Annotated in this window: 22 protein-coding genes; 10 read left to right on the forward strand and 12 right to left on the reverse strand. The window is 29.3% G+C overall.

Translation table 11 applies throughout. The annotated features are described in order from the left end of the window. Positions 1–3: 3 nt before the first annotated feature. Positions 4–870 (forward strand): DUF5777 family beta-barrel protein, encoded by an 867-nt coding sequence (locus tag BTO16_RS01825; RefSeq protein ID WP_105019966.1) that lies wholly within the window; start codon positions 4–6, stop codon positions 868–870. Positions 871–909: 39 nt separating this feature from the next. On the opposite strand, the gene BTO16_RS01830 is transcribed toward BTO16_RS01825, so the two are convergent. Next, entirely contained in the window at positions 910–1,476 is a 567-nt protein-coding gene (locus tag BTO16_RS01830) for an acyl-CoA thioesterase (protein ID WP_211298189.1), read from the reverse strand. A gap of 245 nt (positions 1,477–1,721) precedes the next feature. Here BTO16_RS01830 and BTO16_RS01835 point away from each other — a divergent pair, with 245 nt between their 5' ends. Then, positions 1,722–2,345, forward strand: coding sequence for a T9SS type A sorting domain-containing protein (locus BTO16_RS01835; protein ID WP_170064399.1), 624 nt, complete (start codon positions 1,722–1,724; stop codon positions 2,343–2,345). A gap of 133 nt (positions 2,346–2,478) precedes the next feature. Continuing rightward, positions 2,479–3,654: a GlmU family protein gene (locus tag BTO16_RS01840; RefSeq protein WP_105019968.1), complete on the forward strand. Its 1,176-nt coding sequence runs from the start codon at positions 2,479–2,481 to the stop codon at positions 3,652–3,654. 95 nt (positions 3,655–3,749) lie between these two features. Here BTO16_RS01840 and lipA read toward each other — a convergent pair whose 3' ends face one another. The 7 genes from lipA to BTO16_RS01870 all read right to left on the reverse strand — a co-directional run bounded on the left by lipA (position 3,750) and on the right by BTO16_RS01870 (position 8,329). Further along, positions 3,750–4,622 carry a lipoyl synthase gene (gene lipA, locus BTO16_RS01845; protein ID WP_105019969.1) on the reverse strand — a complete coding sequence of 291 codons (873 nt, stop codon included), beginning with the start codon at positions 4,620–4,622 and terminating at the stop codon, positions 3,750–3,752. A 54-nt stretch (positions 4,623–4,676) separates the two neighbouring features. Then, positions 4,677–4,862 (reverse strand): hypothetical protein, encoded by a 186-nt coding sequence (locus BTO16_RS01850; protein ID WP_105019970.1) that lies wholly within the window; start codon positions 4,860–4,862, stop codon positions 4,677–4,679. Between the two features lie 12 nt (positions 4,863–4,874). After that, entirely contained in the window at positions 4,875–4,997 is a 123-nt protein-coding gene (locus BTO16_RS17930; RefSeq protein WP_262503028.1) for a hypothetical protein, read from the reverse strand. Between the two features lie 233 nt (positions 4,998–5,230). Continuing rightward, positions 5,231–6,451, reverse strand: a complete 1,221-nt coding sequence (locus BTO16_RS01855) for an Nramp family divalent metal transporter (protein WP_105019971.1) — start codon at positions 6,449–6,451, stop codon at positions 5,231–5,233. 2 nt (positions 6,452–6,453) lie between these two features. Continuing rightward, entirely contained in the window at positions 6,454–7,017 is a 564-nt protein-coding gene (locus BTO16_RS01860; protein WP_105019972.1) for an RNA polymerase sigma factor, read from the reverse strand. Next, on the reverse strand, positions 7,008–8,111 hold the full coding sequence (locus BTO16_RS01865; RefSeq protein WP_105019973.1) for a glycosyltransferase: 1,104 nt from the start codon (positions 8,109–8,111) through the stop codon (positions 7,008–7,010). Before BTO16_RS01865 ends, BTO16_RS01860 begins: the two co-directional genes overlap by 10 nt. A gap of 14 nt (positions 8,112–8,125) precedes the next feature. Beyond that, a complete protein-coding gene (locus BTO16_RS01870) occupies positions 8,126–8,329 on the reverse strand; it encodes a membrane or secreted protein (RefSeq protein WP_105019974.1) in 204 nt (67 codons plus the stop codon). 92 nt (positions 8,330–8,421) lie between these two features. Between BTO16_RS01870 and BTO16_RS01875 the strand changes: the two genes are divergently transcribed. From BTO16_RS01875 to BTO16_RS01905, 7 genes are all read left to right on the forward strand, one after another. Next, complete coding sequence (locus BTO16_RS01875) at positions 8,422–9,003, forward strand: RNA polymerase sigma factor (RefSeq protein ID WP_105019975.1); 582 nt, start codon at positions 8,422–8,424, stop codon at positions 9,001–9,003. An 86-nt stretch (positions 9,004–9,089) separates the two neighbouring features. Further along, positions 9,090–9,407 carry a hypothetical protein gene (locus BTO16_RS01880; RefSeq protein ID WP_105019976.1) on the forward strand — a complete coding sequence of 106 codons (318 nt, stop codon included), beginning with the start codon at positions 9,090–9,092 and terminating at the stop codon, positions 9,405–9,407. Between the two features lie 5 nt (positions 9,408–9,412). Continuing rightward, positions 9,413–9,904, forward strand: coding sequence for a hypothetical protein (locus BTO16_RS01885; RefSeq protein WP_105019977.1), 492 nt, complete (start codon positions 9,413–9,415; stop codon positions 9,902–9,904). A gap of 201 nt (positions 9,905–10,105) precedes the next feature. Further along, positions 10,106–10,384 (forward strand): EF-hand domain-containing protein, encoded by a 279-nt coding sequence (locus BTO16_RS01890; RefSeq protein WP_105019978.1) that lies wholly within the window; start codon positions 10,106–10,108, stop codon positions 10,382–10,384. Positions 10,385–10,468: 84 nt separating this feature from the next. After that, complete coding sequence (locus BTO16_RS01895; protein ID WP_105019979.1) at positions 10,469–11,224, forward strand: YHYH protein; 756 nt, start codon at positions 10,469–10,471, stop codon at positions 11,222–11,224. A gap of 1 nt (position 11,225) precedes the next feature. Next, positions 11,226–11,840: a toxin-antitoxin system YwqK family antitoxin gene (locus BTO16_RS01900; protein WP_105019980.1), complete on the forward strand. Its 615-nt coding sequence runs from the start codon at positions 11,226–11,228 to the stop codon at positions 11,838–11,840. Then, positions 11,809–12,480, forward strand: a complete 672-nt coding sequence (locus BTO16_RS01905) for an SCO family protein (RefSeq protein WP_105019981.1) — start codon at positions 11,809–11,811, stop codon at positions 12,478–12,480. Before BTO16_RS01900 ends, BTO16_RS01905 begins: the two co-directional genes overlap by 32 nt. Before the next feature lie 120 nt (positions 12,481–12,600). Here the strand turns inward: BTO16_RS01905 and BTO16_RS01910 are convergent, their stop codons facing one another. The 4 genes from BTO16_RS01910 to BTO16_RS01925 form a co-directional block, all read right to left on the reverse strand. Then, positions 12,601–12,966: a hypothetical protein gene (locus BTO16_RS01910; RefSeq protein ID WP_105019982.1), complete on the reverse strand. Its 366-nt coding sequence runs from the start codon at positions 12,964–12,966 to the stop codon at positions 12,601–12,603. 195 nt (positions 12,967–13,161) lie between these two features. Beyond that, positions 13,162–14,490, reverse strand: coding sequence for a sigma-54-dependent transcriptional regulator (locus tag BTO16_RS01915; RefSeq protein WP_105019983.1), 1,329 nt, complete (start codon positions 14,488–14,490; stop codon positions 13,162–13,164). 11 nt (positions 14,491–14,501) lie between these two features. Beyond that, positions 14,502–15,584, reverse strand: a complete 1,083-nt coding sequence (locus BTO16_RS01920; protein WP_105019984.1) for a sensor histidine kinase — start codon at positions 15,582–15,584, stop codon at positions 14,502–14,504. Between the two features lie 3 nt (positions 15,585–15,587). Next, entirely contained in the window at positions 15,588–16,193 is a 606-nt protein-coding gene (locus BTO16_RS01925) for a hypothetical protein (RefSeq protein WP_105019985.1), read from the reverse strand. Between the last annotated feature and the right edge of the window lie 5 nt (positions 16,194–16,198).

Genomic DNA, 16,198 nt, shown 5'->3' on the forward strand with positions numbered 1-16,198 from the left:
AGCATGAAAAAGCTACTCTTAATTATTTTTTTTTTTAGTATACATGTAAACTTATGTTCGCAAGATTTGTTAGCTATTTTAGACAGCGAAACAACTGTAAACGAAAAAGAGGACATTGTTACTTCAACATTTAAAGGCACAAGGATTATAAATGGCCATTCTGTAGAAAATAGAAAAGCTAAAGAATTAGAATTTATAATTTCTCACAGATTTGGTAGAGTAAATTTAGGATTTGATGAACTTTTTGGCTTAGATCAATCTAATATTCGTTTTGCTTTTGAATATGGTTTAAGCGATGATTTAACGGCAGGTATTGGTAGAAGTAGTTTTGAAAAAACCTATGATTCTTATTTAAAATACAGTTTGTTAAAGCAAAAAAGAGGTGAAAAATCATTTCCGTTTGCGGTTTCACTTTTTGGAAGTGTGGCTGTAAAAACGATTAAAGATTATGAACCTGCGGATAAAAGATCGTTTGCCGAAAGCTTATTTTATGTAGGTCAGGTTTTGATTGCTAGAAAGGTAAATGAATCAATATCATTTCAGTTAACACCTACGTATGTGCATAGAAATACCGTAAAAATAGATGCAGATCCGCATGATATTTTTGCATTGGGTTTTGGAAGCCGAGTAAAAGTTAGTAAAAGAGTTTCTATAAATGGCGAATATTATTATGCTTTTGATGAATCTACATCGATCAATGCACGGAATTCTTTAGCTTTTGGAGTCGATATAGAAACAGGAGGACATGTTTTTCAGATTATATTATCAAACGCAATTACGATGATTGAAAAGAGTTTTATTACAGAAACTACAGGAAATTTCTTTGGTGGTGATATTCACTTAGGCTTTAATATATCAAGGACTTTTTAATCTTTTATTTTTAAATTGAAAGAAGATAGGAAGTACACCTTAATTATTTTCTTTCAATTCAATTTTAGAGTTACTTCTTTCAAAAAGATATAAATAATCATCGGTTTTAAAAACCTTACTACTAAAACGAGAAGTTCTATTTTTACCTTCTTCTTGCCTTTTTACACTTCTAGCAAAACGTCTAATTTCGCTTTTGGTAGTTAAAATTATCCCAGGAATTGGTGCACTTTTTCCGTTTTCATCTTTAGCAACCATCGTAAAGTAAGAAGAATTACAATGTTTTTTTTCTCCGGTTCTAATATTTTCAGACTCAACTCGCAAACCAACAACCATCGAAGTTCTTCCTGTAAAGTTAATTGAAGCTTTTAGAGTAACCAATTCACCAACTTCAATAGGGTTTAAAAAGTCAACTTTATTTACAGATGCTGTAACGCAATAATTTCCAGAATGTTTAGAAGCACAAGCAAACGCAATTTGATCCATCAAATTTAAAATATGACCTCCATGTATTTTTCCGCTAAAGTTAGAATGAGAAGGTAACATCAGCTGGGTTATTGTTACTTGGGATTCTTTAATGTGCTTAAATTCTTCTTTTATTTTTGACATGTTTCAAAAATACAACTCTTTTTTTTTGAAATGATTTTTAAACTATTAAAAAGGCGATAAGTTTCAAGTAATTTTTTTCCTTTTTAAAAGCTAATTTTCCCTTTTAGCTAGTTTTTATTGTAAAATTCTCTTAAAACTAAGTTCTTTGGTTTGTAATTAAAATCAATTTATTATTTTTAGAAAGATATTTTGAAATGTTTCCAAAAGAATTACGACAAATAGTTAAACAATTAAAACTTAAAATCATGATTAAAAAATTACCTTTTATTTTATTTCTAATGCTAGCGATTAGTATTTCGGCGCAAAGTACCAGCACAGTTACTATTGATTGGAGTTTTAACTCTACCCCATCGGCAACAGGAAATACGAAATCTAGCAGAACCATAGAAGTTGGTGATACAGTAACTTGGAACTGGTATTCTGGCGGTAACCACAATGTGAAAAGTAACTCATCTTCGAATGAAAGTTTTGAGAGTGCCTTTTTTGGACAAGGAGGAACTTTTTCACGTACTTTTACTTCTATAGGAACAAATGGTTATGTGTGTTCACCTCACTCAGGTAATATGTTTGGGACTATTACGGTGGTGGCAGAAGGAACTTTAAGTATTGATACTTTTGACGCGTTAGGCACTATTAATATGTATCCAAACCCAACGGATTCTAATCTTACCATAGATTTTCAAATTCAAAATGTTGAAAAATTAAATATTAAAGTTTTTAATCTATTAGGTAAAGAAATGTTATCGAAGCAAATCTCAAAAAATGATGCTTCCGTAAAAGTTTCAACTCTAAATGATGGTATTTACATTGTAAGAATTACCTCTTTAAACGGTCAAAATTCAATTACAAAACGTTTTGTAAAAAACTAATTTGTAAGCATTAACTCATAAATTTAAAATTTTATTTTAAGTTTATTACTAAATCTTTGTTTTTTTTAATCGGATTTTATAAAAAAAATACCTTTTAAAAATCACAAAGATTTATATTTGTAAAAAGTTTTTTATGAATTATATTTTATTTGATGGCGATGTTAGAAAATCGTTATTGCCTTTTACATACACAAAACCAGTTGCAGACATTAGAGTTGGTATTTTAACCATTAGAGAAAAGTGGGAAATGCATTTAGGCTTAACAACTACAACGATTACAGAAGAATATTTAGAAGAAAAATATCCAATGGTAGAATTGGATGAAAATATTTTGATAAATGCTTCATTTTGTCCTACTGAAACTTTGGTTGAAAAAGTGAAAAATTTATCAAAAAATGAAGCTATTTTTAAGGGAGAAGATGTCATTGCTTTTTTTACATCAGACTCTCAAGAAGAAGTAAATTTTGAAGAGTACACACCTATAGAATTTGATGAGGAAATTATTCAAATAAAAAATACTTGGGATATTTTTTCATTAAATGATAAAGCAATTCAACAAGATTTTGATTTGATTACAGAAGGTAGAGCATCACAACCGATTCCTGAAGGAACTCGATTTTTAAACAAAGAAAATATTTTTATAGAAGAAGGCGCAGAAATAACTTTTGCTACTTTAAATGCAACGGATGGACCCATCTATATAGGTAAAGATGCCATGATTATGGAAGGTTCTGTTGTGCGAGGCCCATTTGCAATGTGCGAGCATGCAGTGCTTAAAATGGGGTCAAAAATTTACGGAGCAACTACTTTAGGACCTTATTGTAAAGTAGGAGGAGAGGTTAATAATTCTGTTTTATTTGGCTATTCGAGTAAAGGTCATGAAGGATATTTAGGCAATTCAGTTTTAGGTGAATGGTGTAATTTAGGCGCTGATACAAATAATTCTAACTTAAAAAATAATTATGCCGAAGTTAAATTATGGGATTACGAAACGGGTCGTTTTGCAAAAACAGGATTGCAGTTTTGTGGTTTAATGATGGGCGATCATTCTAAATGCGGAATTAACACCATGTTTAATACAGGAACCGTTATTGGTGTTTCTGTAAATATTTTTGGAAGCGGATTTCCAAGAAATTTTATTCCGTCTTTTAGTTGGGGAGGAGCATCTGGCTTTACAGAATACAAAACAGATAAAGTGTTTGAAGTTGCTAATATCGTTATGAAACGTAAAGACATCATTTTTGATGAAGTAGAACAACGAATTTTAGAAAATGTTTTTGAAGTAACCAAACAGTATAGAAATTACTAACAGTAAGTTCTGTTTATAAAATACTTACAAAGTAAAAACCATCTCTTTTGAGATGGTTTTTTAGTATTTATTGTTTTGCTTGTTAATGATTTCCTTTACACCGCGTGTTTGTGCGCTTTGTAAGAAGATCTTACCAAAGGACCACTTTCTACATACATAAAGCCCATTTCTAAACCAATCGTTTCGTATTTTTTAAATTGCTCTGGAGTTATAAACTCTTTTACAGGTAAGTGTTTTTTAGAAGGTTGTAGATATTGACCAATAGTTAACACATCTAAATTTACAGCTTGTAAATCTTTCATTGTTTCTAAAACTTCTTCTTCAGTTTCACCTAAACCAAGCATTAAACCTGTTTTTGTGCGCATTCCTTTTTCTTTTAGGTATTTTAAGACACCCAAACTTCTATCGTATTTTGCCTGAATTCTTACTTCACGCGTTAACCTCCTTACAGTTTCCATATTATGAGAAACTACTTCTGGATGCACTTCAATAATTCTATCTATTTGATTTTTATTTCCTTGAAAATCAGGAATTAAAGTTTCTAAAGTCGTCGTTGGATTTGCTCTACGAATCGCGTCTACTGTTTCTGCCCAAATAATAGAACCACCATCTTTTAAATCATCTCTATCTACAGAAGTAATTACAGCATGTTTAATGCTCATTATTTTTATAGAACGCGCAACTTTCTCTGGTTCATCCCATTCAACAGTTTCTGGTCTTCCGGTTTTTACCCCGCAAAATCCGCAAGATCGCGTACAAATATTTCCAAGAATCATAAATGTTGCAGTTCCTTCGCCCCAACATTCGCCCATGTTTGGGCAGCTTCCACTTGCACAAATTGTGTTTAGTTTGTATTTATCAACCAAACCTCTTAATTCTGTGTATTTTTTACCAACAGGTAATTTTACACGTAACCATTTAGGTTTGCTTGGTCTTTCGGTAGGAGTTATTACAGATGCTATCGCCATTTTTATATCGTAATTTAGTTGCAAATTTACGAAGAAAATAAGGAATGAAAAATGTTAAAAGAGATAGAATTTAGATTGATTTACTTTTTTTTGATAAGTTAGTTCTAATTTTAAAATTGCTGCTTTTATTTGTAACTCGGATAGTTGAACGGATTGTTTAATTTCTATTATTTCTGATTTTAAAGCTAGCTTTAAAGAAGTTTTAAATAAATTGTTTGCAGCTGCGTCAAATAGATTCATATCTTTTTATTGCTAGAATCCACCAAATAAACCTAATTTAAAATGATCCCAATCAGAAAAAATAGCGCTAATCACAAAAAATGAAATTACAGAAACAACTATTTTTATTCTTAATTTGTTTTTCTCTTTTTTCATTAGTATCTGATTAAAATGTTCTAGTTTAATAACAATTTTTAAATAAAATAATATATTTATCTTGTATCTGAGGCCTTAATTTTTTAAATAATTTCATTGAAATAAAAGACACAATTTTATTTTAAGTTTTAGAGATTTGTTAGGTAGATGCTATCAAGTCTTGTTTTTATATGTGAAGCATTCTTTACTCTTTTATTGAACAACAATGATTTTTTAAAAATATATAGAATATTTTACAAATTCATCAAAAACCAAATACTAAACCCTATTAAAAAAAATATACCCACAATACTCAAGATTTTTAAATATATTTTTGGTTGATGTTCTTTAGGAGTGTGTTTACCAGTAATTAAAATATAATTTAAAATCGCATAAAATGGTGCCGTTAAAAAAGATAGAATAGTGGCAATTTTTATTAAAACGCCCATATTACCTATAAAAAATTGAAGAATTATAAAAGTTCCAAGAAATAAGAAAATAATCCAAAACCAATAATTCAGTTTTGTTTCTTTATCAAACAATAAATTTGTAGTTTTTGTCATCGCCCTTGGCGAAGCATCTAAGGTTGTAATTGTAGTGCTAAACATTGTTGTAAATGCAGCAATAGCTATAAATATGTATGAAAATTCGCCTAAATTTTTGGTGTATAAAGTAATAAGTTGCGATGCGAATTCACTTCCGTTATTAGAGAAACTTTCACCCGAATTATGCATCACCAAAGCACCTAAAAGTACAAAGCAAATTCCCAGAAAAAGAGTACTAAAATATCCTACGTTAAAATCGAAAATAGCTGCTTTTGGTTTTATTTTAGTTTCGTTGTTTTTATTTTTTTCTATAGTCCAAATAGAATGCCAAATAGAAACATCTAATGGGGCAGGCATCCATCCTAAAAAAGCGATTAAGAAAGTAATTTCTATAGTTCCGGATGGTAAAACTTGGGTTATATCAAAAGCCTCTTTTGTGCTAAATAAAGCCACTGAAACGGCAATAATTGTGCTTATTGTTAAGATAATAATAATGTATTTCATTAAATTATCTAACAATTTATATTTACCAGCTATTAAAATAAGCATACTAATTGCCATTAAAACCGTAGACCAAATCACTAAATTATTTGTAAATCCAAAAAGTTGCGAAGCCAAACCAGCAGTTACAATTGTAACCGCAGCTTGTATGGTAAACATAGTTGCAAAATTTAATACATAATATATAGCCAAAACACTTTTGCCTAATTTTTTATAACCATCAAGTAATGTTTCTCCTGTTGCTGCTGCATAACGAGGCCCAAACTGAAAAAAAGGATATTTAAAAAGATGCACTAACACTAAAGACCAAAGTAAACCAAAACCAAATTCTGCACCAGCTTTTGTAGATTGTACTAAATGAGAAACACCAATTGCAGCGCCGGCAAATAACAAACCAGGTCCTAAAGAGTTCAAGAATGATTTTCTCATTTCTAATTTCTCTTTATAATTTCTGCTAATAATTTTTTGGCACGTAATAGTTTTACTTTTACATTGCTCATAGGTTCGTTAATTTGCTTAGAAATTTCTTTATATGTTAGTTCTTGAAAGTAACGTAACTGAATAACTTCTTGGTATTTAGGTTTTAATTTTTTAATATCTTTTAATAGGTTTGCTAAATTTTGTTCACCAATAATTTTATCTTCTGGAGTAGGGTTTTCATCAGCAATTAAATATACTTTTTCTTCTTGGCCTTTTGTAGTTTCAAAAGAGATAGATGCATTTTTTTTGCGCAATAAATCAATATGTACATTTTTAGAAATGGTAATTAACCATGTTTTAAAAACGTACTTTTCATTAAAAGTATGTATTTTATCAAAAGCTTTAGAGAATGTTTGAATTGCAATATCCTCGGCATCATTTTCGCTTTTTGTACGTTTTAGTTGATAATTGTATACAGCAGACCAATACGTCTCTAACAGATATCTAAAAGCTGCTTGGTTGCCTTCTCTAGCTTTAGAAATATTTAGTTCAAGTAGTTTATCGTTTATTTCCAATGTGTTGGTTTTGAAGTCAAATTAGCAATAAATATACTAATTTGAAACAATAGTAAACCAATTTCTAAAAAAGGTAAGAAAAAAATAATTTGTGGTTCTTTTAGTTTTTTTGCAGATGACCCTACAACAATATAGTTTGTAATAAAGTAAAGTGCTGCTATTGTTAGCGTTAACGTATATGAATATAAAATAGATAATATAATTGTTAAAATATAAAAAAGAATTTTTGTAAATGTAAATGTATTTAATATTAAACGATGTTTATATTTATAGTTCTTTTTGATGAATGCTACTTCTTTTTTATCAATAAACCATTTATAAAAAGAAGTTGGAGCATCGGTCTCTACAAAACTATTTTCTGATAAACAAAATGATGTATTTTCTTTAGTTGCAGCATCTTTGATAAATAAATCTTCTAAGCCAGCATTTATTTTCATGTGATTTATAAAACCTTTCACCTTAAAAAAGGTTGCTTTATCATAGGCTAAATTGCCATCAAAAGCCATAAAAGGCGAACCCTTTTTTGCAAAACTAAAACATTTAATTGCAGTTATTAAGTTTTCGTACCGAACAAAAAGATTCATTACAGAATTTTCTTTGCGATATTTTTTATATCCCAAAACAATTCCTTTTTTTGAAGTAAAATTTTTACTCATTTCAAAAATCCAGGTTTTGGAAACGGGATTGCAATTAGCATTTGTAAATAATAAATGATCGTGTTTAGAGGCTTTGATACCTAATGTTAAGGCGTACTTTTTACTTGCCCAAAAGGCTTCAATATTTTCTACTTCTACGACTTTAATGGCAGCATGTTCTTCTGCAAAAGATTCAATAATGTGGTTTGTTTCATCCGAAGAAGCATTATTTATAATAACGATTTCGAACACAGAATACTCTTGTTCTAGAATTGATGGGATTAATTTTAGTAGGTTTTCTCCTTGATCTTTGCCAAAAATTATTACAGAAACAGGTAATTCTACGCTGTTATTATAACCTTTTTTTGATTTAGAAAGAAATGAATAAAAAGCAAATAAATAAGTAATTTGAAGTACTGTACATGCTACAAAAATGCAGAAGATTACAGATAAAATCATTCTTTTTTGATAGGTTAATTATGTTGTGGTTCTGCGCAGTTGTCAAACTTGTCTGGAGTTTTTCCGCAAAAACCGCAAGACTCACCATTTTTATTTAACATTGGGTTTTGGCTTGCACAAGTACCTGCAAATTTGCCATCCTTTTTTGCCCAGATTTTTATAGCAATACCTGCCACAGCAAGTGCTAGTAAACCTAAAGTAAGAAATAATAATTTCATATAAAGTATTTGGGCTGTAAAGATACGTTTAATAAATGTTTTTTTAAACTCTCTTAAAGCATTTTTTGTATGTTTACTTTTTTTAAAATCGATTGGAAGAACAAGAATTTATTAATCAATTAATTCAAGGAAATCAAACTGCATACAATCAATTATTAGATGATTATCAGCAGAAAGTTTTTGGTACTTGTATTTCTTTTGTGCCTAATAAAGAAGATGCCGAAGATGTTACACAAGAAGTTTTTTTAGAGGTTTTTAAATCGATTTCAAATTTTAAAGGAGATTCTAAATTAGCTACTTGGATTTTTAGAATTGCCACAAATAAGTCTTTAGAGTTCATCAGAAAAAAGAATACCAAAAAACGTTTTGCATTTATGCAGAGAATTATGGGAAATGAAATCTCCATAGATCAAACCAATTATTTTACTGAATTTGATCATCCTGGTATTTTAATGGAAAATAAAGAAAAATCAGCAACTATTTTTAAGGCGATAAATACTTTGCCAGATAGTCAACGAGTTATTTTTACTTTAGCTAAAATTGATGGAAAAAGCTATCAAGAAATTGTAGAAATTACGGGTAAAAGTTTGTCGTCTGTAGAATCTGTTTTATTTAGAGCCAAAAAAGGATTGCAAGTTAAATTAGAGAATTTTTATAAAAATGAGCAATCCTAAATTATTTGTAAAAAAACAAAACAGCGCGCAAGTTTTTATAATTTCTTGCATCTAAATAAATATAATTGTTTTTAAAATGATTGAAAATGAAAAATAAAGAACATATAGATCAGCAAGTTGAAGCTGCTTTTAATGCTTTAGGTGTTATTGGAGAAGTGAAAGTAAATCATTTTTTTAAGCACAAAGTACTGCAACAATTAGCACATCAGAAAGAAGAAAAATCAAAAGTTTTTACTTGGTTTACACCGCAACTTCAAATGGCCAGTTTAGCCTTGATTGTGTTGTTAAATGCGAGTGCAATTTTGTATGCATTTTCTGCACAAACAGATACTTTGGATGCTAGTTTAGAAACTTTTGCGCAAGAGTATTCTTTACAATCCGAGACAACTTCTATCTTAAATTAGAAATTATGAAATCAAAATTACTATCAGTTTTATTAATACTTCTTGTAGTATTAAATGGTGTTTTAATTTTTATGTTGATTAATAAACCGCATCAAAATAAAAGACCTAAAGAAGAAAGAAACTTTTTAATTGAGCAACTTCTGTTTACGGATGCTCAAAAATATAAATTTATAAATTTAGACGATGCTCACAGAGAGAATATGATGAGTTTTGATCTTCAAATTAGAAAAAATAAAGATGTATTATTTAAATCCTTTTCTGATAATTTTATAAATATTGATTCAATTAGTCAAATTATTGGAAATTTAGAAGGAAAAAAAGAAGTTGAAGTTTTTGGGTTTTTTAAATCTGTGAGAAAGATTTGTAATAAAGCTCAACAAGAAAAATTTGATAAAATTATTAATAAAGCTTTAAAGGGAGGTAAACAGGGTTCACCGCCAAATGATAGAATGAATCGCCCACCAAGAGAAGGTGCAATGCATCCACCACCAAGATAATTTTCTTTTTTTATAAAAAATTTCAAACTATTTTAAATATTAGGATTCTAATATTAAAGTAGTTTTTTTTGTTTTGGAGAATTCATATTTAAAGTCTTGCGCACTATTATGCAAGATTTTTGTTTTTGTTAAAGTTACGTTAACAACGCAAGTATTAGAAAATAACCACATCTAAAGAAATATAATATTAAAATAGATATCATGAAAAAATTAATTTTATCAATAGGTTTTGTAGTATTAGCTTCCTCAACAGTTATATCACAAGAAAGAAATGACGACGCAAAAAAACAAGGACCGCCTTCTTTAGAACAAATATTTAAAGATTTGGACAAAGATGAAGATGGGAAAATTTCTTTAAAAGAGGCGAAAGGGCCTTTAAAAAACGATTTCAAAAAAATTGACACAAATAAAGATGGTTTTCTTTCTAAAGAAGAAATGAAGAAGGCACCAAAACCACAAAGACCAGAAAAAAGAAATTAATAATAATTAAGTTTTAAGCGCAAGTTTTTAGAAAAACTAGCATCTAAATTAATATCAATCCAAAATAACAAAATAATTAAAAAAATGAAAAATAATTTTATTAAAAAATCAGCACTCTTAGTAATTCTTTTTACAGGATTAATTTCTTGCAATTCAGATAGTGAAACAATAGATACAGCAACAACAGATACGGTTGTTACAGAATTACATGCTGCTTTTGGGCAGTTTAATATAGAAGCAACAGATATTTATTTGTCAAGCGGCGGAACTAAAGTAACTATAGAAACAACTGGTTTACCAAATCATGAAAGTGTTTATTGGGGTTCTGGAAATGCTTTATACAAAGACGAACCAAATGTAGCAACTACGCCATCATTGATGTCTAGTAATAATAATGCGACCACAATTACGGTGGATGCAACTCCGAATTTGACAGGAAGTTCTGTAAGTACGCAATTAAGTACTATTGGCATTGCCGTAAGTGGCGCCTCAATTTTTAATGATCAAGAAGGAAATGGCGCATTAAGTTCTGCTGCAGCAAGCTTAGATTGGACAGGAGCTCATATTGGTCCTGGAGTATATCATTACCATTTAGAACCAAAAGCCTTTACAAACGATGATGCTAATTTAGTTGGTATTTTATTAGACGGCGTTTTTCTGTATGGCAGAAAATGTGAATCAACAGGAACGTATCCAACAAATTTAGATGCTTCTGGTGGTCATAAATCTACAACTCAATATACAAACGGAGTGCAAGAATATCATTACCATATTATTAACGAGTTGTACTCAACAACTGGTTCTTATATTGCATTTGCAGGTCCATATAAAGGGTATTAAAATGAAAGGGCTAAAGTTGTTTTTATTAATTTTTAGTATTGGATGTAATTCTACTTCCAATACTAAAGATTTAGAAAGTAATCGTTTAGAAAAAAAAGTAGTCGATTATACCAAGACTGTTCATAAAGATAGTTTGATTTTAAACGGTAATGAAGGTAATTGGTATTTTAAAAAGAAACTTTTTAATGGGTTTGCAGTTACCTATTATGAGAATGATTCTTTAAAAGAAAAGACTGGTTTTTTTAATGGAAAAAAGCAAGGAGTTTATAAGGTTTGGTTCGTAAATGGTGAACTACAATTAGAATCTCATTACAATCAAAATGTGCTTGTAAATAGTTATAAAGCTTGGTGGATAAACGGAATTTTAGCTTTAGAGTCTCAATATATAAATGGCGAAAAAGATGGCGTTGAGCGTCAGTGGTATGTTGATGGTAGTTTATCTAAAGAAAGAAATTTATTAAAGGGTCAAGAAAATGGTTTGCAAAGAGCTTGGTTGCAAAATGGGAAGATTTATGTGAATTACGAAGCTAAAAACGGAAGAACATTTGGCATGAGTCGTGCAAATTTATGTTATCAATTAAAAAATGAGAAAATTGAAGAAAATAAATCAAAATAGTATTTTATTCATTGGGTTTTTACTTTTTTTAAGTTGTAAAAAAGCAAAAACGGATGAGGTTACAAGTAGAGTAGATGTTCTTCCCTATTACAACGAAGCTTCTTTTACGCCTAAATGGATAGATGCTAAAAGCGATCAATTAAAAACGTTTCATAAAATTTCTGACTTTAGTTTAACAAATCAGAATGGAGAAAACATTACTCAAAAAACATTTGAGAATAAGATTTATGTAACAGATTTCTTTTTTACAACCTGTCCGGGGATTTGCCCAATGATGACTAAAAACATGACTTTGGTGCAAGAGGCATTTAAGGATGATGAGGACGTTTTAATGCTTTCACATTCTGTAACACCTACTATAGATTCTGTTGCGCAACTAAAAAAATATGCTTTGGATAAACAAGTGCTTAAGAATTGGCATTTGGTTACAGGTGATAAAAAAGAAATTTATGATTTAGGTAGAAAATTTTATTTTGTTGAAGAAGATTTAGGAGAACCAAAAGGATTAGATGATTTTTTACACACAGAAAATTTTGTTTTAATTGATAAACACAAACACATTCGAGGTATTTATAATGGGTTAAATAAAAACTCAGTAATGCAATTAATTACAGATATTAAAACGCTAAAAAAAGAATAGCTCTTATTTTTTGATTAGTTAGTTTTAACATGCATTTGAATATTTTTTTTAATAAAATAAAAAAAAATCCTCAGCAAATGAATTGCTAAGGACTTTAACTAACGAACTAACAAAAATTAACTATATCTCTAGTACTTTAATTTCTCCTGATTTTATCGCTTTTTCAAAATCTACTGTAACGATTGGTATCGCTTGATAGAATCGACTTCCATCGGTTGGTTTTATTGAAATGGTAGTAGAACCGTCTTTTTCTTTTGTTACTTTTGTGACTACTACCTCTTCGCCGTTTACCAATTTATCATTGGCAATACCTCCTCTTTTAATAATAAAGTTTTTCTTAGGAAAATTGATGTATTTAAATTCATGACTAGAAGGTTTTACAATTTCTAATAGATCTCCTTTTTCTACCTTTATTTTTGCTTCTTGTGCATTGATACTAAAAGTAGCTATTAATGCAATTACTGTTGTTATTAAATACTTCTTCATTTAAAATTGTTTTAAGTTAGATATTTTACTTTTTTGTTCTCTATTACAATAATTGCAATCTTTGTTCCAAAAAATGACAGTTACCTTAAAATAAATAGTAATATACTCATATTAAGTATTTTAATATGTAAATCTGTAAATAAAAATAATTTATAACCGAGTAATAAATACCCGATTGAGTAAATAGGATACAATTTAATCATCTACCTTCTGCCGTAATGTTTTTCTAGTAATCCCCAATATTGCTGCTGCTTTTGTTTTATTATTGTTTGTTGCGTTCAATACCTTTAGGATGTATTTTCTTTCTATTTCTTTCAAAGAAACTAATTCACTCGTAGGGAAATCTATATTAAACTTTAAAAAAGTTGGCAGATGTTCTACCTCTATAACTTTATCGCACATAATTACTGCACGCTGAATAACATTTTCTAATTCACGAATATTTCCGGGCCAATTATATCTTTGCAAAACAGCGCTGCTTTCTGGCGATATTTTTACAAATCGATCTTTATATTCAATTCCGTATTTATACAAGAACTTTTCTACTAATAAAGAGATATCTTCTTTACGCTCTCTTAGTGGCGCAACATCAATTTCTACAACGGTAAGTCTATAATAAAGATCTTCTCTAAAAGTATTTTTTTTAATCATTTCTTTTAAATTGCCATTGGTAGCCGCGATAATTCTAACATCTAATTTTTCTGGTTTTTGAGCACCTACTTTTACAACTTCTTTTTCTTGAAGTACCCTTAACAATCTAGATTGAACAGATTTTGGAGCATTGCCAATTTCATCTAAAAAAATAGTACCTCCATTTGCTGCTTGAAAAAAGCCATCACGCGTTTTGTCAGCTCCTGTAAAAGCGCCTTTTGTATAGCCAAACAGTTCTGCTTCTAATAAGTTTTCTGGAATTCCCCCACAATTTACAGCAATAAAAGGAGCTCTAGAAAACTTACCTTGGTAATGTATTGCTCTTGCAACTAATTCTTTACCAGTGCCGCTTTCGCCCTTTATAAAAATGGTCGCTTTGTTGTTTTTTACCCTTTCAATAATCTGAATAACATCATTAATTTTTTCTGAATTGCCAATTATTTCACCGTAAGAATTTTGATTTTTTGTAGTTATTTTTTCGGATGTTTTATTGCCTATTTTTTCTGAATCTAAAGATTTATTTACCGCAACCATTAATTCGTCTTTTGTAAATGGCTTTGTTAAATAATCTACAACACCAGACTTTATTGCGGCTAATGAATCTTGTACCGAAGGATAGCCTGTAACTATTAATTTTGGTAACTTTGGATAGTGTTCAGAAGCAAATTTTATCAACTCAAAACCATCTACTTCTGGCATTTTTAAATCTGTTATCAGTAAATCTATTGGCGTATCTTTTAAGATTATAACGGCTTCTTTTACAGAAATAGCTTTATAAATATGATAATTCCAAGATTGTAAATGACGTTGTAATAGTTCTAAAATATTTAAATCGTCATCTACTATTAGTATGTTTTCTTTACGTAATTGCATCTAATATATAGTTAGTTTTTAGGAAGTGTTATGGTAAAAAGGGCCCCTTTATTCTTGTTGTTTTCTGCATAAATAGTTCCTTTATGAGATAAAACGATACCATGAACAACACTTAAACCTAAGCCAGAACCATCGCCAATTGGTTTTGTAGTAAAAAAGGGCTGAAAAATCTTTTTTAAATCCTCTTTACTTAACCCTTTGCCTTGGTCAGAAATTTTTAAAATAATATTGGCTTTTGTTTCATAGGCTTTCACAGTTACTAAACCATCTTTTGGAGAAAAGTAAATAGCATTCATTAAAAGATTAAAAAGTATTTGTGTTAGTTGTACTGAATCTGCTTTTAGCAATAATATATCTTCTTTAATCTGAATAAGGTATTTTACTTGCTCTTTTCTAAAAGTTGCATCTAACAAATTAATTGCATTTTTTATGATAGGAACAAGGTTTATTGCCTTCATTTCTTGTGGCATTTTACACGCAAAAAACATCAGTTTTTTTACAACTTCTCGAGAATATATGGCATTATCTATAATTTTATCTAAATCGCTATTAGGTTTATTAAAAGAACTTTGTAGTAGTTCTGCAAACCCTAAAATATTAGCCAATGGGGTATTTAATTCATGCGCTATACCTGCTGTTATTTCACCAACAATGCTTAAACGATCTGCGTGTTCCATCTGCCGTTTTAAAGAAGTTTCATTTTTTTGAGTAGCAACATGTTCTAAAAAACCACCAATTTTTAGAGCAATATTATCTAGTAATATTTGTTCTTCTTTTAAGAAATCTTTAACATCATATTCTACAGGATTTAGACAGGCATATAATGCACCTTTAATCTTTTTAAAAACTTTAATATTAGCGTTAATATTTACGGTCTTATTAATAGCTTCTGTTGTTGTAATTGTAAGTAATTCTGTGTGAATTGCAATGTTTATATTTTCCGTAAATTGAAAACCTCGTTTTAAACTAAATGCAATTGCTTTTAGAGTGTCTTCAATAAAATGATCACTAGCATCACCTATAATTGAAGAAACTTCATAAAGACAGGTTAGTTCTTTTATTCGTTCTTTTAAGGCAGCATCTGTTTTATTCATCAACTAAGATTTTTCCGACTTTTTTACTCTATAAAATATTGTAAATTGAATTAACAAACCTATTAAAATTAGAAAGCCAATTTCAAATTTGGATATTAAGTTATTTGTATCTAGCGATTTTTGAGCCAAACTTGTTAAATGTTTGCTTTCAGAAATTTGAATTTCAGACAAGTTGATTAAATCTTTTTTTATAGTGTTTAAACTATTTATTGCAGCATCTTTTTTTGTACTGTTTAACAAACCTTTTTTTTCTGATAAGATTAATTTATCAAAATCTATTTTTAATTCGTCAAAAATTGTAGCTTCTTTTAGGGTAAGTTTTGTGTTAGAAAAATCTTCTAATAAAGTATAGAAATCAGTATTTAAATTTTTGTGAACATTATTATGGCTTTCGTCTATGTAATGAAGTTGCTTTTCGTAGGCTATAGTATTCATTTTATAAATAAAATCTTGTGCTATAATCCTATCTGTATGTAAAGTAACTAAAGCATTTTGTACCGTTTCAAAATGTTTGTTATCAATTCTATTGGTTGCGTAAACTAACAGAAAAACAATTGTTAGTGCTAACCCAATATTTATGCGGTTGTAAGATGTAAAATTAGTAGCCATTTTTT

Origin of the sequence: Polaribacter glomeratus (assembly GCF_002954665.1) — a bacterium.
In the GTDB taxonomy this organism is placed as follows: Bacteria; Bacteroidota; Bacteroidia; order Flavobacteriales; family Flavobacteriaceae; genus Polaribacter; species Polaribacter glomeratus.